Origin of the sequence: Aerolutibacter ruishenii (genome assembly GCF_007830115.1) — a bacterium.
In the GTDB taxonomy this organism is placed as follows: Bacteria; Pseudomonadota; Gammaproteobacteria; order Xanthomonadales; family Xanthomonadaceae; genus Aerolutibacter; species Aerolutibacter ruishenii.
Genome location: NZ_VLKP01000007.1, coordinates 81,564 through 100,120, shown reverse-complemented (window position 1 = coordinate 100,120; position 18,557 = coordinate 81,564). Strand labels below are relative to the sequence as shown.

The 18,557-nt window shown below is 70.0% G+C and carries 13 protein-coding genes, 1 tRNA gene and 1 pseudogene; 3 read left to right on the top strand and 12 right to left on the bottom strand.

Annotated elements, in window-relative coordinates; genetic code table 11:
- Positions 1–8: 8 nt before the first annotated feature.
- The 5 genes and pseudogenes from nudC to IP93_RS09385 all read right to left on the bottom strand — a co-directional run bounded on the left by nudC (position 9) and on the right by IP93_RS09385 (position 3,341).
- Positions 9–923 carry an NAD(+) diphosphatase gene (gene nudC / locus IP93_RS09405; protein WP_144815112.1) on the bottom strand — a complete coding sequence of 305 codons (915 nt, stop codon included), beginning with the start codon at positions 921–923 and terminating at the stop codon, positions 9–11.
- A 26-nt stretch (positions 924–949) separates the two neighbouring features.
- A complete protein-coding gene (gene erpA / locus IP93_RS09400; protein ID WP_144814898.1) occupies positions 950–1,330 on the bottom strand; it encodes an iron-sulfur cluster insertion protein ErpA in 381 nt (126 codons plus the stop codon).
- Between the two features lie 96 nt (positions 1,331–1,426).
- Complete coding sequence (locus IP93_RS09395) at positions 1,427–2,173, bottom strand: DUF6776 family protein (protein WP_144814896.1); 747 nt, start codon at positions 2,171–2,173, stop codon at positions 1,427–1,429.
- Between the two features lie 79 nt (positions 2,174–2,252).
- Positions 2,253–2,612: pseudogene (locus tag IP93_RS09390) on the bottom strand (bactofilin family protein); the annotation flags it as partial.
- Positions 2,613–3,341 carry a DUF6776 family protein gene (locus tag IP93_RS09385; protein ID WP_242006826.1) on the bottom strand — a complete coding sequence of 243 codons (729 nt, stop codon included), beginning with the start codon at positions 3,339–3,341 and terminating at the stop codon, positions 2,613–2,615.
- A gap of 70 nt (positions 3,342–3,411) precedes the next feature.
- Here IP93_RS09385 and IP93_RS09380 point away from each other — a divergent pair, with 70 nt between their 5' ends.
- A complete protein-coding gene (locus IP93_RS09380) occupies positions 3,412–3,996 on the top strand; it encodes a DUF4126 domain-containing protein (protein WP_144814891.1) in 585 nt (194 codons plus the stop codon).
- A 141-nt stretch (positions 3,997–4,137) separates the two neighbouring features.
- Here IP93_RS09380 and bfr read toward each other — a convergent pair whose 3' ends face one another.
- The 3 genes from bfr to IP93_RS09365 all read right to left on the bottom strand — a co-directional run bounded on the left by bfr (position 4,138) and on the right by IP93_RS09365 (position 5,618).
- Positions 4,138–4,608: a bacterioferritin gene (gene bfr, locus IP93_RS09375; RefSeq protein ID WP_144814888.1), complete on the bottom strand. Its 471-nt coding sequence runs from the start codon at positions 4,606–4,608 to the stop codon at positions 4,138–4,140.
- A gap of 124 nt (positions 4,609–4,732) precedes the next feature.
- Positions 4,733–4,936, bottom strand: coding sequence for a bacterioferritin-associated ferredoxin (locus tag IP93_RS09370; RefSeq protein WP_144814887.1), 204 nt, complete (start codon positions 4,934–4,936; stop codon positions 4,733–4,735).
- Between the two features lie 67 nt (positions 4,937–5,003).
- Complete coding sequence (locus tag IP93_RS09365; protein WP_144814884.1) at positions 5,004–5,618, bottom strand: RNA pyrophosphohydrolase; 615 nt, start codon at positions 5,616–5,618, stop codon at positions 5,004–5,006.
- Positions 5,619–5,781: 163 nt separating this feature from the next.
- On the opposite strand from IP93_RS09365, the gene IP93_RS09360 reads away from it, so the two are divergent.
- Positions 5,782–5,858: transfer RNA gene (locus IP93_RS09360), tRNA-Met, on the top strand.
- Positions 5,859–5,933: 75 nt separating this feature from the next.
- Here the strand turns inward: IP93_RS09360 and IP93_RS09355 are convergent.
- From IP93_RS09355 to recC, 4 genes are read right to left on the bottom strand one after another with little or no spacing between them, the layout of a single operon-like run.
- Positions 5,934–6,326, bottom strand: coding sequence for a hemerythrin domain-containing protein (locus tag IP93_RS09355; protein WP_144814882.1), 393 nt, complete (start codon positions 6,324–6,326; stop codon positions 5,934–5,936).
- The gene (gene recD / locus IP93_RS09350; protein WP_144814880.1) at positions 6,326–8,254 is read right to left on the bottom strand and encodes an exodeoxyribonuclease V subunit alpha; all 1,929 of its coding nucleotides are present in this window, start codon (positions 8,252–8,254) and stop codon (positions 6,326–6,328) included. Before recD ends, IP93_RS09355 begins: the two co-directional genes overlap by 1 nt.
- A complete protein-coding gene (locus IP93_RS09345) occupies positions 8,251–11,853 on the bottom strand; it encodes a UvrD-helicase domain-containing protein (protein WP_144814878.1) in 3,603 nt (1,200 codons plus the stop codon). Before IP93_RS09345 ends, recD begins: the two co-directional genes overlap by 4 nt.
- Positions 11,846–15,679, bottom strand: coding sequence for an exodeoxyribonuclease V subunit gamma (gene recC / locus IP93_RS09340; RefSeq protein ID WP_144814876.1), 3,834 nt, complete (start codon positions 15,677–15,679; stop codon positions 11,846–11,848). The genes IP93_RS09345 and recC overlap by 8 nt, the downstream gene beginning before the upstream one ends.
- Before the next feature lie 240 nt (positions 15,680–15,919).
- On the opposite strand from recC, the gene acnD reads away from it, so the two are divergent.
- The gene (acnD, locus tag IP93_RS09335; protein WP_144814874.1) at positions 15,920–18,529 is read left to right on the top strand and encodes a Fe/S-dependent 2-methylisocitrate dehydratase AcnD; all 2,610 of its coding nucleotides are present in this window, start codon (positions 15,920–15,922) and stop codon (positions 18,527–18,529) included.
- Positions 18,530–18,557: the final 28 nt, after the last annotated feature.

Genomic DNA, 18,557 nt, shown 5'->3' with positions numbered 1-18,557 from the left:
CCGGTCCATCAGGTGGGCGTCGACTTCGAATCCACCCAGGCATCGATCAACCAGCGCGCAATCGAAATGCGCGGCGACAGCAGCAGACCATCACCGGCGTCGTCGTGGCGCCGCTGCTGCGCGGCGCGCACTTCGTCCAGGCTGAACCAGCGCGCGTCCTCCAGTTCATCGTTCACGCGCGGCTCGTCCGGAGTGGCCAGCGCGGTGAACCCGAGCATCAGCGCCGAGGGGAACGGCCACGGCTGCGACGCAGCATAGTGGCAGGCCTGCACGCGCACGCCGGTCTCTTCGGCCACCTCGCGCACCACCGTCTGCTCCAGCGATTCGCCCGGCTCGACAAAGCCGGCGATCAGCGAGTAGCGGCGCGGCGGCCAACTGGCCTGCCGGCCGAGCAGCAGGCGTTCGCCATCGCTCACGGCGACGATCACCGCGGGATCGGTGCGCGGGTAGTGTTCGGTGTTGCACTGGGTGCAGCGCCCCAGCCAACCGGCGCGCGAGCGGCTGACCTCGCCGCCGCAGACGCCGCAGTAGCGGTGTCGCGCACGCCAGTGCTGCAACGCGCGCGCCTCGGCGAACACCGCGGCCTCGCGCAGCGGCCAGGTGGCGGCCGCGCCACGCAGGTCGATGCGAGACGGCGCTTCCCACGCGGTCAGCGCCGCGTCCAGCGAAAACCAGGCCACGCCTTCGGGGTCCAGGCCGAGGAAGGCGGCCGCGCCGACGCCACCGGGACCACCAGTGATCTCGGCGCCGGTCGGCAACAGGGGCGCATGGTCGGCATCGGCCAGGGCGTGGCCCTGCTCATCCAGCACGATCACGTGCGCGCGGGGCCACAGCGCAGCCAAAGCATCGGCGTCATCGCGCAGGTGGTCCGCACGGTCGAGCGCCGCTGGCGCCACGCGGCCAGCGGGGTCGCCGCCATCGATGAACGCGAACGGCGCGCCGGCCACAGTCACGTCGAGAACGACGAGCCGCAGCCGCAGGTGGTCTTGGCGTTGGGGTTGCGGATCACGAACTGCGCGCCGTGCAGGCTCTCGGTGTAATCCACTTCGGCACCCATCAGGTACTGCAGGCTGAGCGGGTCCACCAGCAGGGTCATGCCGTCGGTGCGCACGGCCAGGTCGTCCTCGGCCTGCGCCTCGTCGAACTCGAAGCCGTACTGGAAACCCGAGCAACCGCCACCCTGGATGTATACGCGCAGCTTCAGGTCGGGGTTGCCCTCTTCGGCCACCAGCTCACGCACCTTGGCGGCCGCGGCGGCGCTGAACTGCAACGGGCGATCCAGCGACTGGTAATCCGGCGCCAGGAGGGACTCGGGGGAAATGATGTCCATGTGTCCATGGTGGGGGGCGAGCAGCGCGCATTCAACCCATGGGGGCTGATCCTGCGCCGCAGCCCGCGGGTCGAAAGCGGGCGAAGCGCGTGCCGCTCAGGGCGCGGCGGCAGTGCTGTCGCGGGTGGCATCGGCCCACGTGAAGGATTCGGTGACCGAGCCGCCCGAACGCGGCTGCAACCGCACCTCCACCCGGACCGGGGTGAAGCCGGCCGGCAGGAACACGTCGCCTTCCACCTGCTCGAAGTACTTGAACGAGTAGGCCACGCCAGGGGCCTTCGGCTGCCGGCGCAGGTCGCTCCAGGCCAGCTTGCGCAGCTTGCCGGCCTGGGTGCCTTCCACCGCCAGCGTCATCTGCCCGGTGCTGACCGCGCCACGGTTGAGGTTCTGGGTCAGGGTGGTGGCGAAATGCCACGCATCCGGGCCCTGCGCCTGCAGGCGCAGCGCATGCACGCTGAGGCCACGACGCTGACCGGTGGCTCCCACCAGGCGCTCGTAGAAGGCCACGTCGGCACGCAGGCCGGCGATCTCCTCTTCGCGTTCGGCCAGTGCGCCCTGCAGGTCGCGGTTGGCGTCGCGGCTGATCTGGTCGGAGCGTTTGAGGGTCGCGATCTGTTGCTCCCGCTCCTCGATGTACGCCTTGGCCACGGCCAGTTGTCGCTCGGTGGCGGCGAGCCGGCCCCGCGTGTCGCTGCTGGAGGGCGCGAACACGCGCCAAGCGCCCCACAGACCAAACAGCAGGGCGATGGCGACCAGTAGCGCCAGCACGTAACGCGCGCGGGGACCGCGCGCGGGGGGTATCGGGCTGCCAGCGGCGCTGGAGGGGGTTGGGCTGGCTTCCATGACCGCTCCCGGAAGTCCGGAGAAGCGGTCAGCCTACTACGGCCGCAGCCTCCTGCCGTGCCTCGTCGAGCGTGGAGTCAGCGTGGATCAAGCGACCCGTCAGCATCGCCCCGGCGGCCATCTCCACCACCTTGTAGTACACGTTGCCACGCACCTGGGCCTTGGCCGCCAGTTCCACCCGTTCCTCGGCATGGACATCGCCATCAAAGCGACCATTGAGCACCACCACCGGGACGCGGATCTCGCCCTCGATGCTGCCGTTCTCGGCCAAAGTCAGCATGGCGGGCTTGCCTTCCTCAGCCACCACCTTGCCGAAGATGCGGCCTTCCACGTACAGCCCGCCACTGAACTGCAGGTCACCGCGAATGGTCATCTGCGGGCCGACCAGTGTGTCGACCTGGCCGTCCGGCACCGACGCCGGTTTGCTCTTGAACTTCATTCAGGTGGTTCCGGTAGAGGAAATATCGTTCCAGCCAAAGCTCTGCTCCAGGGCCACGCCGCCGCCGCGCACGTCCACGCGGACGCGCTGCGGGGTGAAGCCAGGCGGCAGGCTCACGCTGCCCTTGAGCCGCTGGAAATAGCGGAAGGAAAAGGCCTGCGGCTGGCGCCCCGGCGACAGCTCCGACCAGCCAAGCGTGGCCGGCCGGCCGCCGCGCATGCCTTCGATGCGCAGTTGCAACTGGCCCTGGGTCACGCCTTCGCGGTTGAGGCTCTGGGTCAGCACCACCTCGTACTGCCAGCTGCCCGGGGCCTCGGGGCCAATGGCCACCGAATGCACGTTCAGCGGTTGCGCCTTGGCACCGGGGCCGACCAGCCGCTCGTAGAAGGCCAGGTCGGCGCGCAGTTGCGCGAGCTGCTCATCGCGCTCGGCCAGGGCCACCTGCACCTCCTGGTTGGCGGCGCGGCTGATCTGGTCGGAGCGTGACAACGTGGCCTCGCGCTGGCGCAGGTCCTCCAATTCGCCCTGCACCACGCCCAGCCGATTGCGGGTCTCATCCAGCGCGGCGCTGACCACCGGCAGGCGCGGCGCGGCAGACATGGAGGCCCACCACCAGGCAACGCCCAGCGACGCCACCCAGGCCATCGCCAGTCCCGCCCACGCCCAGCCCCGCCGGCCCGGGCGCTGCTGGGTGACCACGTAACGCGGCGGTGGCGGCTTGCTGATCATCGAATCCCCGTGAGCGCGCTGCGAACGCCGCACTCCTATACTGCAGCCAACAGTCTAGCCGGATCACGACATGACCGATGCGCACCTGTTCGCAATTGGGGTGGTGCTGGCCTGGCTGGCCGGCATCCGCGTGTACCTGACCGTGTTTGGCGTGGGCCTGGCCGGCTTTTTCGGCTGGCTGGACCTGCCGCAGGCGTTGGAAGTGACTGCCTCGCCGTGGGTGATCGGGGTCTCGGGGGCACTGGCCACCGCCGAGTTCTTCGCCGACAAGATCCCCGGCGTGGACTCGGGCTGGGACCTGCTGCACACCCTGCTGCGGGTACCGGCCGGCGCGTTCCTGGCCGCCGCCACGCTGGGCGGCGACAGCGGCGAACTGGGCGCCGGCGCCCTGGCCACCGGCGCGGGCGTGGCGCTGACCAGCCACCTGCTGAAGGCCGGCTCGCGCGCGCTGCTCAACACCTCCCCTGAGCCGGTCAGCAACTGGACCGCCTCGGTCACCGAGGACGTGGCGGTGGTGAGCGGGCTGGGGCTGGTGTTCGCCTATCCGTGGGTGGCGCTGTCGATCGTGGTGGTGCTGACCGTCGCGTTCGCGCTGGTGCTGTGGTGGGTGTGGCGAAAGCTGTTCCGGCGGGCGCCGAGGGTACGGACGGGCTGAAAATCAACTGGCCTTCGAGGTCCGGCTTGGCGCGCTGGCGCGCGAGCGACCCGCCACGCCCCGCGAACGGGCAAATCCCGGAACCAAACTAAAACGCCACCGCAAGGTGGCGCTTCGCTGGACGGCGTTGACCCGGGAAAATCAGCTTTCCATCTTCATCGCCAGGTAGTTCTGGTCGCCCACGCGATCCATCAGCGACAGTTGGGTCTCGATCCAGTCGATGTGCTCTTCCTCGGAGTCGAGGATGTCGGCGAACAACTGGCGGCTGACGTAATCGCTGACCGTTTCGCAGTACTTGATGGCTTCGCGCAGCAGCGGCACGCCCTCAAGCTCCAGCGCGAGGTCGCAGCTGAGCACTTCACGCGGGGTTTCGCCGATCTTCAGCTTGCCCAGCGCCTGGAAGTTGGGCAGGCCATCGAGGAACAGGATGCGATCCGACAGCTTGTCGGCGTGCTTCATCTCGTCGATGGATTCGTGGTACTCGTGCTCGGCGAGCTCCTTCAGGCCCCAGTTCTTCAGCATCTTGGCGTGCAGGAAGTACTGGTTGATGGCGGTCAGCTCGTTGAAGAGCGCCTTGTTGAGGAACTCGATGACCTTGGCGTCACCCTTCATCGCGGTGCTCCGTTTGCATGGCAATGGGGCACTTTAGCCCGTTTTGCGCCCTTCAGGCAGGAACGCGAACCGGGTGCGGACGCGGACGCGGATCAGCGGCGCTCGACGGGCCGCCGAGCGGCTGTCACGCCGCCTGTCGGAGCACCGGCAGCGGCAGCGCCAGCCGGGCGTGGGTCTCGTCGAGGATCGCGCTGGCCATCTCGATGCAGCTGCCACAGGTGGAGCCGGCGCCGGTGCGCATGGTCAGCTCGGCCATCGTGCGGCAGCCGGCCTCGGCGGCCTGGCGGATGTCGTGGTCGGTGACCCCGTTGCAGATGCAGACGTACACGGTGGCATTCGGCTGGCAGACAGCCCGATTGGCTGCGTGCACAGGGGAACACGAATGAGAATGATTGTCAATTATTGGAAGCTGAACCAGCGCCACCGCCACGACCCGGCGCGCCCCCCGTCTGTGGCCGGGGGTGTGGGCGCGGACGGCCCACGGGTCGGGCCAGGCCAGGCAGGCCGCACGGATCGGGCACCGCCGCTGGGCCGGCGATGCGGCGCGCCACCGGGGCCAGGTGATGCAGCGCGCTGGCGTAGACCCCGCGCTTGAACATGACCACATGCTCGACCGGATACCAGAAATCCACCCAACGCCAGTGATCGAACTCGGGTTTGTCGGTCAGGTCCAGTCGCAGATCCGACTCCGCCCCCATCAGCCGCAGCAGGAACCACACCTGCTTCTGGCCAATGCAGACCAGGCGGTCGTGGCGGCGGATGGAGCGTTGCGGCAGCCGATAACGCAGCCAGCCGGGGGTAGCGCCCAGCACTTCGACGTGCTCGGGCAGCAACCCGGTCTCCTCGCGCAACTCGCGGTACATCGCCTCGAGCGGCGTCTCGTCGGTGTTCATCCCGCCCTGCGGGAACTGCCAGCCGTCGCGATGCACGCGGCGCGCCCAGAACAGACGGCCGTCCGGATGCATCAGGATGATGCCGACATTGGGCCTGTAGCCGTCCGGATCGATCACGATGCGGACTCCTGATATGGGTGACTTGCGTCTCTGTCCCCGACTCTGCCACGAGGGGTGGCGCAGGACAAGCCGGCCCCGGCGGGCCCTTGAATTGACATTGCCCGCTAGGATCCGCACAATTTGCGGCTCGCCGCGACTGCGGCGGGATCTGCGGCTCCCTGGCTATGTAGCTCAGCCGGTTAGAGCACAGCACTCATAATGCTGGGGTCGGTGGTTCGAGTCCACCCATAGCCACCAGTCGGTCGAGTCGCAGACGAACATTCAACCCCGCGGACTTGCGGGGTTTTTTGTGCCTGCCAGGCGGGACAGCCGTCAACCCAGCCCCAACGCCGCCTGCATCACCGGGAAACACTCGCGCTCCTCCATGCGGACATGGGTTGCAAGCCGCTCGCCCCACGCGCGCAATGCGGGTTCGTCCAGGGACAGGGCTTCGGCCCGTCGTGCGCCTTCGGCCAGCACGAGGTGATCGTCGAGCAGGCGTTGCTGCAGCACCCGCGGCAACGCGTCGGGATACTGCGCCAGGATCGCCTCCTCCTGTTGGAAGTGCGCCCGCATTTCCGTTTGCCAGTACTGGGCGATGCGCAAGTTCATCGCCTGCAGGACGTCCACCGGGGCAGACGACGGCATGCCGGCCACGCTACGGGCGAGCACCAGTGCGTTGTGGTGGTCGCGCGAAAGCTGCAGGAATGGACCCAGGCGGGGCATCAGTCATCTCCCGTGTGCATGCAGACGCCATTTGTATCGCGACAGCCAGCCAAGCGCTGGCGCAACCGTCCCGCGCGCACCAGTGCGTTGGCCAGGCATGCCGCAACCGCGTCGCCGCCGCTCCACAGCGCGACGCTGTGCCGCGCGCGCGACAGGCCGGTGTACAGCATCTGCCGCACCAGCAGCGGGTGCTCCGCCACCGGCGGCAGCAGCAGCGCCACGTGCGCATACTCGGAGCCCTGGCTCTTGTGCACGGTCAATGCGAAGGCGCCTTCGTGGGCGGGCAACACGTCCGGGTCGAACCAGCGCAATGCGGGAGCGTCGCTGGTCGTGCTGGCAGCGGCCTCGAAGGCGACGCGCAGCATGTCCCGGCCATCGGCCGTACGTACTCGCAGGCACAGGCCCACGTCGCCATTGAACAGGCCGCTGGCGTAGTCGTTGCGCGTGATCATCACCGCCCTGCCGGGATACCACGCGCCATCGACCCAATCGACGAGCGCATCGTTGCGCCGCAGGTGGTGTTCGATGCGCGCGTTGACGTCCACCGCGCCGAAAGGTCCTTCGCGCAACGCACACAGCAGTTGCTGCGCGCGTAGCGCGTTCATGGCGCGCAGGCCGGCGGCACCGTCAGCGGCGGGCAGGACGTCGAAGGCACCTGCATCGACAAGTGCGCGCTCCACCCGCGTCGCCCAGTCGGACAACAACGGATCCAGGGTGCGGCGATCCACCGGCGCGTGGCGCGACGCCTGTCCGCCGGCAGCGTTCCACGCGGCCTCGAAGGCATGCGCATCGCCATCGCGTATGGCGTCGTTGATCGGCACCAGCGCGCGGTCGGCGCGAAAGCAGTGGCGTAGGCGCACCAGGTCATCGCCACCTTGCGTTTCCAATGCAGCCACGAGGTCGGCGAGCACGGAACCGGTGCCGACGGAGGTCAGCTGGTCGGCATCGCCCACCAGGACGAGTGCGGCATCGTCGCGCAGGGCTTCGAGCAGGGCGCGCAGCAGGGCCAGGTCGATCATCGACGCTTCGTCCACCACCACGATGTCCGCCGGCAGGCGGTGGCCGCGATGGTGCGAGAAGCCCCCCTGCCCACCGCGACTGCCGAGCAGTCGATGCAACGTGCCGGATTCGGCGGTTTCGATCGCGGCCAGGTGTGGCCGCCACGCAGTGGGCAGGGGCTGCCAGACATCGTCCTGGCGGTGGGGCGGGCGCTCGTGCAGGTCTCGGCTGCCGGTGCGCAACGCTTCGGTGAGGCGTTGCGCGGCCTTGCCGGTGGGTGCGGCGATGCGCACCACGGGCGGGGCCCCGTGGCGGGCGCCATGGTCGCGCACCTGTGCCAGCAACATGCGCAGCACGGTGGTGGTCTTGCCGGTGCCGGGGCCGCCGGTCAGCACGAACAGGCGCTTGCCGGGAGCGGCGGACACCGCGGCGCGCTGCGGGACCTCTTCGTCGCGCCAGCTGCCGTTGAACAGGCCGCGCAGGTCGTCGTCGGTGATGGGGGCCGAGGGTGATTGCGGTTGGGTGCGACGCGAGCGCACCAGATCGGCAACCGCGATTTCGTGGAGGAAATTGCGGCGCAGGAAGAACGCATCCCCATCAAGGACAAATGGGCTGTCCGGACGGCCGGATTCGGCGGCATGTCGCACCCAGCCGTTGCTGCCGTCATCGGCCCAGGCCTGCACACGGGCCAGCAGGTCTGGGCTCCAGGGCATGCCAAGGCGCTGCGCGCCTTCGGCGCTGAGCACCTGTGCCGCGTCGCCCTGCCCCTCGGCCACGCTGGTCCAACCGGCGAGCTGCGCCAGCGGCACGGGTCCGCCGTGGGCGATCACCCAGCGCGCGACGGCGTGGTCGAGGCTGCTCCAGGCGGCAGGCGGCTCCAGCCCGGGCGCGGCGCGGAAGGAAAGGTGGTGGGGAGCAGTGGCGCTCATGCGGCCTCCTGCGCGGCAACGGTGGACAACGCGGCTTGCACGGCGTCGAGCAGGGCGTCGTCGAAGCGATGGTGCCAGATGCCGCACGCGCGGCCATCGGGCAGGTGCAGGCCGGTGGCGCGCACGAACAGGTACCAGCAGTCACCGAGGTGGCGGGCGCGCTGGTAGGCATCGCCCAACCGCTCGCGCAGGTAACGCTCGACGGCCACGGTGTAGAGCAGTGCCTGGAAGCGGTAGCGGGTGGCGTCCATCTTCCGCTCCAGCGCATCGGGGGCGTAATCCTCCAGGCACGCGCTGCTGCCATCGCCCAGGTCGTTGCCCTTCCAGTCGAGCACGTGGAAACGGCCGCCATGTTCGAACACGAGGTCGATCTTGCCGTTCATCAGGCCGGCGAGGACGGGCGTGCGCGCGGGGATCAGGTCGGGATGGCCGAGTTGCTCGCACGCAGCGCGCAGGCGGTCGAGCGAGGCGCCATCGAGGGCGTAGTTGAATTCCAGTTCGGCGCGCAGGGCGTGTGCGGGCAAGGCGGCCAGTCGCAGGTCGGCGCCATCGAGGCGGGTGTCGAGGACGGCCTGCAGGCGCGGCAGCAACCGGTCGGCCAAGGCGTCGGCATCGAGCTCGCGGTGGCGGACGTTGTACTTGGCCAGCTGTTCCAGCATCAGCGTGCGGTGGGCGGCCAGCGGTTGGCCAGGCGCGCGTAACTCGAGGATGCCGTGCACGGCGTTGCCGAAGTCGGCGCCAGCCACGCCGAGCAGGCTGTCGAGATCGGGGTGTGGCGTGCGGGCGGTGACGGGCAGGTCGTCGGCAACGGTGGCGACGTCGCGTTCGTCGCCGGCGGCGGCCCAGGGGTCGGCTTCGAACGCGCGGCGGCGCGCGGTGAGCGTGGTGAAGCTGTGGCGCGCCGGCAGCGGAGTATCGGGCAGCACGGGCCATGCGCGGGCTTCGTCGCCGGTGCGCACGCGGGTGGGCGGCGTGGCCACGGTGGTGCGCGGCGCTTTCCAGCCTTCCACCACGGCGATGCGGTCTGCCGCGAGTGCGTGCAGGGTGGAGGTGTCCAGTTGTGGCGTGGCCAGCGCCAGCGGCGAGGCGAGCGGGTCGCTGGCGTTCGCGTCCAGCGCGGGATCCAGCCATACGTGGCAGGCATGCACCGCGCGGGTCAAGGCGACGTACAACACGCGGTAGCGCTCGTCCTGCTCCTCGCGTTCGACTTCGGCACGGCCGGATTCGTCCAGCACCACGCGACGGGTGCCGTCGGCGGCGGACAGGGTGCGCACGCCCTTGGCGTTGTGCTTCTGCTTGCCGCGGTGCGCCCACATCAACGGCAGCATCACCAGGTTGAACTCCAGGCCCTTGCTACCGTGCAGGGTCATGACCTGCACGCAGCGCGCGTCGGATTCGATGCGCAGGGCCGTCGCGTCGGCCTCGTCCTCGTCGCCGTTCTTCGCGCCGTCGAGGCGTTGCTGCATCCACTTGAGCACCGACTCCGGGCCATCGGCCTGCTCTTCCTGCGCCTGCAGCAGTTCGCCCAGGTGGCGCAGGTCGGTGAGCACGCGATGGCCGTCGCGGGTGTCCAGGTGCGCGCGCGCGACTTCGTCGATCAACGCGGTGACCACCGCCAGCACGCCGCGCTCGCGCCACAGGCGCTGCCAGCGGTGGAAGCGCACGACCTCCTGCTGCCAGCGGGCGGTGTCATCGCGCAGCGCGCGCAAGGCCTGGTAGCCGGTACCCCACAGCCCGGTCGCGAGTGCGGCACGCAGCGGCGCAGGTTCGCGGCAATGGATGACAGCGTGCAGCACCACCAGCAGGTCGGTGGCGACGTCGTTGTCGTCGAACACACCGTGGCGACCGCGCTGCACGCAAGGCACGCCGCGTTCGCGCAGCAGTTCGAGCATGCGGCGCGCGTGCCAGTTGTTGGGCACCAGCACGCACAGGTCGGAAGCCTGCAGCGCCTCGTCGGCGATGGCGTGGCCGCCGACCGGGTCGAGCAGGATGGCGATGCGGTTGGCGCACGAGCGCAGGGCGTCGAGGTCGCCGCCTTCGTCCTCGTCGGGATCGGCGCGATGCAGCACCAGACAGTGCTCGCCGGCCGATTCCGGGCCGCGGTAGGGCGTGGCGTCGCGGCGTCCGCTGGCCTTCACCGGTTCGAAGGCGATGGAGGTGCGCGACGCAGGCGCGCCCAGCTGCGCGCCCACGGCGTTGTAGAACTGGTTGACCGCTTCGACATAGTCGGCGGAGGAGCGATGGTTGACGTCGAGCGTGAGCCGGTCCTGTTCGGCAACGTAGGCCTTCGCGCGCTCGTAGGTGTGGATGTCGCCGCCACGGAAGCGGTAGATGGCCTGCTTGGGGTCGCCGATCACCACAAGGCGGCCGCGGGGCGCGCCGTTGTTGTCGCGGTAGATGGCATCGAGGATGCCGTACTGCACCGGGTCGGTGTCCTGGAACTCGTCGATCAGCGCCACCGGCCACGTGGCGAACAACGCATCGGCCAGCGCGCGGCTGCCGTCGGGCGCGGGCTGCAACGCAGCGTGCACGGTGGTCAGCAGGTCATCGAAGCCCAGCTGGCCCGCGGTGGCCAGGCGGCGGTCGAGTTCGGTGCGGGCCCAGGCCTGTACGGCGGACAGGAAGCGGGCGTGGCGGTGGGTCTGGAAGGCCTGCAGCCGTTCGGCGAATGCAGCGGCGAAATCCAGTGTGGCGATGACGTCGGGGCGGTCGACGGCGGCTTTGAGCACGCCGGTCCGGTTCCGCGCGTTGTCGGCCAGTTTGCCGCGGTCCTCGGATGCCATCCAGGCACCCGGATCGCCCTTGGTTTCGATCAGTTCCGCGAGTTGGGCAAGCAGGCGGCGCAGGACCGCCTTCTTGTTCAACACGGCATCGTCCTGGGCCAGCAGGCGAAGCGGTGCCACCTGCTCGCTGGGCCAGTGGTCCTCTTCGACCTCCGGCACGGGAACGTGGACGCCCGGCGCGACGAGGCCCTGCAACAACGCGCTCAGGTCCTTTCGCACCAACGGCTTGGCCAGGGCGTGCGCGGCGGCGCGGACGCGTTCGGTATCCGGCGGAAGCGGCGTTGGCGACTGGACCACCCGCCACAGGTCGTCGGCGAGGGCGTCGACCAGTTGCCGGCTGTCCACCATCTCCGGCATCCGGAAGGCCGCGCCCGCCGCGAACGGGTGGTCGGCAAGGATGCGCGCGCACAGGCGATGCAGGGTGCTGACCGGCGCCAGGTCCAGTTCGGCCAACGCCAGTTGCAGGCGCGCGGTGTCGTCGATGCGGGCTTTCCGGTCGAGCCAGCGCGCGTGCAGCCAGTCGAGGTCGGTGTGGTGGGGGTCGGGGGCGGCATCGAAGCCACGCAGCGCTAGGTCCAGCGTGTCGAGCAGCCGCGTGCGCAGACGGCGGCGCAGTTCGTCGGCGGCGGCGTTGGTGTAGGTGGCGACCACGATCTGTCGCGGCGACAGCGGTGGTTCGCCGTCGCGCGTTTCCAGCAGCAGGCGCAGGTACAGCGCGCCGATGGTCCAGGTCTTGCCGGTGCCGGCGCTCGCCTCGACGAGCGCGCGCCCATTGCCACGTAGCGTCAGCTGCCGCCAGTCGCGTGCTTCAGTCATCGATGCGTCCCGGTGGGGTGGTCGGCGTGTCGAGGCGGATCAAATCGTGCAGTTGCCCGGCGTAGGCCAACAACCGCTGCAGCTCGGGTGTAGGCGCCCCGTCATCGTCCAGCCGGAATTCGGTGCCGCGTGCCAACAGGCGGTTGTAGCCGGGCGCGTGGGTGCGGACACCGCCGCCCTGCCCGCCCCAGCCGCCACCATCCATGGCCTCGTGGGCCACCTTGGCGGCGGCCACCCATGCGGCCTGCGTTGCAGTCGCCTGCGCATCCGGACTCGTGTCCGTATGGGCAACGGCCGTTCCGTGCACGCCGGCCGTCAATGCGACGGCAGCATCGGGCTCTGCACCTGCGGCGCTCGCTCCATCCAGCGCCTTGCGCCACGCACGCCGCGCTTTCCACGCCACGCCCGGCAGGTACACCGGCGGCTCGGCAGCGGCGTGTTGCCACAGGCCCAGCAGCACAGCGAGGCGACTACGCAGGCCATCGAGCATCCCGGCGCGGGCCAGCGGCTGCGCGATGAAGCGCTGGTCCCAGGCCTGCCAGCCGAACCCGTCCCAGCCTTCGCCCTTCATCGCGAGCATGGCCAGGCGGATCGGCGGCGGTGCAGGCTGCGCCGCGGTGTGCAGGCGCAATGCGGCCCACTCGATGAAGATCCGGACCAGGTCGCCATAGTCGAGGTCATCGACAGACTTGAGCGCTTTCTTCGCGTCGGGGCCAGCTTTGGGGAAGGCGCGCAACAACACCTGGCCACCGCTGGCTGGATCCGGAAACACGTGCTCCACCACCCCATGCACGCGCGCGGTGTCGCCATTGGCCATCGCCAGCGCAAGATCGACTTCAACCGAACCGCCGGCGCGCGCCGCGCCGCCATCCACGCCCTGCGCCGCGGCGGCGGCGAGCAGCGCCAGCACCGCGTTGGCCTCGTTGCGCCACGCGATGCGGCCCAGTTCGCCCGGCGGCAGCAGGCCGGCATGCGCCACCCAGTCGGGCAGCGAGGCCGCATCCCAGCGCACGCTGCCGTCGTCGGCGAAGCCCGTGGGCAGCGCTTCGGCGAAGAACACGCGGCGGGCGATGGTTTCCAGGCGGTCCAGGCGTTCGTCCAGCGGCTCGCTGGCCGGCAGGTGTTCGCCATCCAGTGCTTCAAGGTCGAGCTGCAGACGGCGCGCCAGCAGGTCGTCGGCCGGGCGCTTGAAGAAGCGCGCGAACGCCGGCAACGACAGCGGCATCGGCAGCGGATCGGGAGCGCCAGCGGCGCCGTCAACGAAGGCGCGCGGGGCGCGGTGGCCGCCGCCGTCCTGGCGCGCGAACGGCTGCGAATAGGAGTACAGCGCTGCATCGGTGCCATCGAAATAGCGATCGTCGAACGGCTGCAGCGGGTGCCACACCCACCAGGGACGGTCCGGGTGTGCCCGTTCCAGCGAAAGTTGCTGGGTGCCGGCGGCGTGATCGAGCGCAGTGATCAGTTCGGCCAGCGGGGGCGCGGGGTTGCGCGCGCTGCCATCGCGCACGTCCTGGCCGATCCAGCTCAGGTGCAGGCGCTTGCGCGCGGACATCACTGTTTCCAGGAACAGGTAGCGGTCGTCGCTGCGCACGTCGCGGTCGCCCAGGCGGCGCACGCGGGCCATCAGGTCCAGGCCGCCGTCGCGGTGGCTGCGCGGGAATTCGCCGTCGTTGAGGCCGAGCACGCAGACCATGTCGAACGGGATCGCGCGCTGCGGCACCATGCCGCAGAAGGTGATGCCGCCCATCAGGAAGCGCTGGCGCTCGGGCACGCTGCCGAGTGCATCCAGCAGCAGTTCGCGCACCACGGCGAAATGCAGTGGCGGGTCGAGGTCGGCCTTTGCCGGTTCCGCGGCAAGCTGGGCGATGATGCGGCCGATGGTCTTGAGCGCCTCGACGGCATCGCCATCGTCCGCATCCGCGCGCAGCAGGGCGTCGATGCGTTGCTGCAATTCTTCCGCCCAGGCCGATGCGGGCAACGTGCGGCCGGCCAGATCCCGCCAGCGCTGCAGTTCGCACAGCAGCCGGTCGAGTGCGCCGAGGCTTGAAGTGGCCGGGCCCTGCACGCCGGCCAGCGGCAGCAGGCGGGTGCCATCGGGCAGGTCGAGCGCGGCGGTGCGCGCATCGTCGGGCGCGTCGGCCATGACGTAGCCGGCAAGCAGGCGGTCCATGGCCCACGCAAAGGTATGGTCGGCGATGGCCGGCGCGGCGAAGGCGGCGCGGTGGGTGCCATCCAGCGCCCAGGCCACGCGGCTGCGTTCCAGCCAGCCGAGCAGTCCATCGCGCGCATCACCGCCCAGGCCAAGGCGAAGCGCCACTTCCGGTACCGCCAGCAGGTCGGCGATCTCGGGGGTGGTGGCGCGGCTGCTGCCCAGGTCCAGCAGGCGGGTGAAGGTGCTGAACAACCGGTGCGCACGGGCGATGGGCACATCGCTGAGGTGGTAGGGCAACACGCGTTCGCGTGGACTGCCGGGTTCGCCGAATACGGCGGGGATCAGCGGGGCATAGGCGGTGATGTCCGGGGCCATGACCACGATGCCGCCGGCGCGCACGCCTTCGTGCTCCACGGCGTCGAGCAGCGCGTCGCGCAGCACTTCCAGTTCGCGCAGGCGGGTATGGCAGGCGTGCAGGCGCAGACTGGCGTCACTGCGGCCGTGCTGCTGCCACGCCTTGCGTGCTTGTGGCTCCTCCGGCACGGATTCGTCCAGCAGCGACGGTTGCAGGCGGCGGATACCCGCCTGCAGGCGCTGCAACCGGTGAGTGGGCGCGTCGTCGCCTTCGTCCTGCCAGTGGCGCATGTCCTCGCGAACCTCGCCTTCGACCAGGGAGGCGAAGAAGTGCTGGCCCAGCCGGCCCCAACGGGCAAGCAGCGGATGGCCCTGCGTCTCGCACCAGTCGCCCACGCCAGCATTGTCGATGCGGGCCTGCTCCTGCGCCGTCCACGCGCGCAGTTCATCGACGTGACCGGGGCGCACCAGCCCGCCCCAGTACTCGCGGCAGGGGTCGGGCACGTACAGGCACACGGGTGCGCGGCGCGCCCACGCACGCAACACCTCCAGCTCTCGCGGCGCCAGGTGGCTCAGGCCGAACACGTGCAACGGCTCGCGGGCCGCATCGTGCTCCAGCGCGGTGACCAGCGCATCCACGGCATCGGCGCGGTGCGCGCCGAGCCGCGCCTTGAGGGCGCGCCACAGCGGGGCCAGCAACTCGGATTCCAGTCGCCGGGCGTCGGTGTCGGCCGTGCGCGCGGTGGCCTCATCGAGCTTGCCGCGCTCCCAGGCGCGCAGCCAATCGGAGCGGTAGATCAGGTACTGCGAGTACAGGCCCGCCAGGCGGTCGGCCAGTTGGAAGCGGCGACGGGCCGCATCGGCGGCACTGGATGCATGGGCCGCTTCGGCATTCCCGGTGCCTGCCGCCGGCGCGAGGTAGCGTTCGATGCGCGTGTCGGTCACGCCTGGCACGGCATGCCCCGGACGCAGCAGGTCGTGCACCGTCCAGCGCAGGTGCGCGCGCTGCCAGGCCGGCAGCTTCACCGCCTGCGCACCCAATCGCTCGCCCGCCACCCGGTCCAGCCAGGTGCTGGGCAGGATCACCTCCAGGTTGGCGACGATGCCGCCCGGACCGGCCTCGCGTGCCAGCGCACCGGTCAGCCACTGCTTCATGCCGGGGTGCGCGGCCACCACCGTCTGCGGCGCCAGCACCGAGTCGGGACAGGTCTGGCGCAGCATTTCCCGCAACGGGGACACCAGCGCTTCCAGCCGGCTGGCGCGGAAGATCACCAGCCCGGCGTCGTTGTCGCTGCTGTTTGCCGTCACGTCGGGTGCCATGCGTCCGCCATCCAGGGTGGCGCCTAGGATAGCCACAGGGCGACTCACCGGATGAGACGGCGTGGCTCGCACGGCAGCGGCGACGGTGCGTGGCGTCGCCCGCGGACAGGTTTCGCGTCGGGGGGGTGCCGGCGGTCGGACGGGGTGATTCCACCATCGGCGGACGACGCCCACGAAACCCCGGGGGTAAAATGACGGCTTCGCCGCCCGTTTCGGCCTCCCCCAGAGTCCATGCCCGCCATGAACACCGCCTTCCGCAAGCCGCTCCCCGGAACGAAACTCGACTGGTTCGACGCGCGTGAGGCCGTCGACGCGCTGCAGCCCGGTGCCTGGGCCACCCTGCCCTACACCGCCCGCGTGCACGCCGAGAACATCGTGCGCAAGGCCGATCCGGCACTGCGCGACGACTACCTGCGCCAGCTGGTGGAGCGCCGCCGCGACCTCGACTTCCCGTGGTTCCCGGCGCGCGTGGTGTGTCACGACATCCTCGGCCAGACCGCGCTGGTCGACTTGGCCGGCCTGCGCGACGCCATCGCCGACAAGGGCGGCGACCCGGCGCAGGTCAACCCGGTGGTGCCGGTGCAGCTGATCGTCGACCACTCGCTGGCGGTGGAATGCGGCGGCTTTGATCCGGATGCGTTCGCGAAGAACCGCGCCATCGAGGACCGTCGCAACGAGGACCGCTTCCACTTCATCGACTGGACCAAGCTCGCGTTCCGCAACGTCGATGTGATCCCGCCGGGCAACGGGATCATGCACCAGATCAACCTGGAGAAGATGAGCCCGGTGATCTACGTGCAGGACGGCGTCGCCTTCCCCGACACCTGCGTGGGCACCGACAGCCACACCCCGCACGTCGATGCGCTCGGCGTGATCGCCGTCGGCGTCGGCGGCCTGGAAGCCGAGAACGTGATGCTCGGCCGCGCCTCGTGGATGCGCCTGCCGGACATCGTCGGCGTGGAGCTGACCGGCAAGCCGCAGCCCGGCATCACCGCCACCGATATCGTGCTGTCGCTGACCGAATTCCTGCGCAAGCAGAAGGTGGTGGGTGCGTACCTGGAGTTCCGTGGCGAAGGCGCGGCGGCGCTGACCATTGGCGACCGCGCCACCATCTCCAACATGGCGCCCGAGTACGGCGCGACCGCGGCGATGTTCTTCATCGACGGCAACACCCTCGACTACCTGCGCCTGACCGGCCGCACCGACGAGCAGGTCGCGCTGGTGGAGACCTACGCCAAGGCCGCCGGTCTGTGGGCCGACGACCTGCTCGGCGCGCAGTACGAGCGCACGCTCACCTTCGACCTGTCCAGCGTCGAGCGCACCATGGCCGGCCCGTCCAACCCGCACGCCAAGCTGCCGGTGGCGCAGTTGGCCGAGCGCGGCATCGCCGGGAACCTGGAAGCCGCACGCGCGCAGGAGGCGCAGGGCCTGCTGCCCGATGGCGCGGTGATCATCGCCGCCATCACCTCGTGCACCAACACCAGCAACCCGCGCAACGTGATCGCCGCTGGCCTGCTGGCGCGCAACGCCAACCGCCTCGGCCTGACCCGCAAGCCGTGGGTGAAGTCGTCGCTGGCGCCCGGCTCCAAGGCGGTGGCCCTGTACCTGCAGGAAGCCCGCCTGGACGATGACCTGGAAAAGCTCGGCTTCGGCATCGTCGGCTTCGCCTGCACCACCTGCAACGGCATGAGCGGCGCGCTGGACCCGAAGATCCAGCAGGAAGTGGTCGAGCGCGACCTGTACGCAACGGCGGTACTCAGCGGCAACCGCAACTTCGACGGCCGCATCCACCCGTATGCCAAGCAGGCGTTCCTCGCCTCGCCGCCGCTCGTGGTCGCCTACGCCATTGCCGGCACCGTGCGCTTTGACATCGAGAAGGACGTGCTGGGCGTGGTCGATGGCCGCGAGATCCGCCTCAAGGACCTGTGGCCAACCGACGCCGAGATCGACGCCGTGGTGAAGGCATCGGTGAAGCCCGAGCAGTTCCGCAAGGTGTACGAGCCGATGTTCAACGTGCGCGTGGAGCACGGCGGCGCGGTGAGCCCGCTGTACGACTGGCGCCCGCAGAGCACCTACATCCGCCGCCCGCCGTACTGGGAAGGTGCGCTGGCCGGGGAGCGCACGCTGCGCGGCATGCGTCCGCTGGCGGTGCTGGGCGACAACATCACCACCGACCACCTCTCGCCCAGCAACGCGATCCTGCTCGACAGCGCCGCGGGTGCGTACCTGGCGAAGATGGGCCTGCCGGAAGAGGACTTCAATTCCTACGCCACCCACCGCGGCGACCACCTGACCGCGCAGCGCGCCACCTTCGCCAACCCGAAGCTGTTCAACGAGATGGTGCGCAAGGACGACGGCAGCGTGAAGCAGGGTTCGCTGGCGCGGGTCGAGCCGGAAGGCCAGGTCATGCGCATGTGGGAAGCGATCGAGACCTACATGGAGCGCAAGCAGCCGCTGATCATCATCGCCGGCGCCGACTACGGCCAAGGCTCCAGCCGCGACTGGGCGGCCAAGGGCGTGCGCCTGGCGGGCGTGGAGGCGATCGTGGCCGAAGGCTTCGAACGCATCCACCGCACCAACCTGATCGGCATGGGCGTGCTGCCGCTGGAGTTCCAGCCGGGCGCCAACCGCAACACGCTGGCCATCGACGGCACCGAGACCTACGACGTGATCGGCGAGCGCACCCCGCGCGCGACGCTGACGCTGGTGATCCACCGCCGGAACGGCGAGCGCGTGGAGGTGCCGGTGACCTGTCGCCTTGATACCGCCGAGGAGGTATCGATCTACGAAGCCGGTGGCGTGCTGCAGCGCTTTGCCAACGACTTTCTCGAATCGTCACGGGCGGCTTGATACCTTCGACGGACCGCCACCAGCAAGG

Excerpts from the sequence above, each read along its gene's own strand:
- erpA (WP_144814898.1), bottom strand. The coding sequence starts at position 1,330 with ATGGACATCATTTCCCCCGAGTCCCTCCTGGCGCCGGATTACCAGTCG.
- IP93_RS09395 (WP_144814896.1), bottom strand. The coding sequence starts at position 2,173 with ATGGAAGCCAGCCCAACCCCCTCCAGCGCCGCTGGCAGCCCGATACCC.
- IP93_RS09385 (WP_242006826.1), bottom strand. The coding sequence starts at position 3,341 with ATGATCAGCAAGCCGCCACCGCCGCGTTACGTGGTCACCCAGCAGCGC.
- IP93_RS09380 (WP_144814891.1), top strand. The coding sequence starts at position 3,412 with ATGACCGATGCGCACCTGTTCGCAATTGGGGTGGTGCTGGCCTGGCTG.
- bfr (WP_144814888.1), bottom strand. The coding sequence starts at position 4,608 with ATGAAGGGTGACGCCAAGGTCATCGAGTTCCTCAACAAGGCGCTCTTC.
- IP93_RS09355 (WP_144814882.1), bottom strand. The coding sequence starts at position 6,326 with ATGCCCCGCCTGGGTCCATTCCTGCAGCTTTCGCGCGACCACCACAAC.
- recD (WP_144814880.1), bottom strand. The coding sequence starts at position 8,254 with ATGAGCGCCACTGCTCCCCACCACCTTTCCTTCCGCGCCGCGCCCGGG.
- IP93_RS09345 (WP_144814878.1), bottom strand. The coding sequence starts at position 11,853 with ATGACTGAAGCACGCGACTGGCGGCAGCTGACGCTACGTGGCAATGGG.
- recC (WP_144814876.1), bottom strand. The coding sequence starts at position 15,679 with ATGGCACCCGACGTGACGGCAAACAGCAGCGACAACGACGCCGGGCTG.
- acnD (WP_144814874.1), top strand. The coding sequence starts at position 15,920 with ATGAACACCGCCTTCCGCAAGCCGCTCCCCGGAACGAAACTCGACTGG.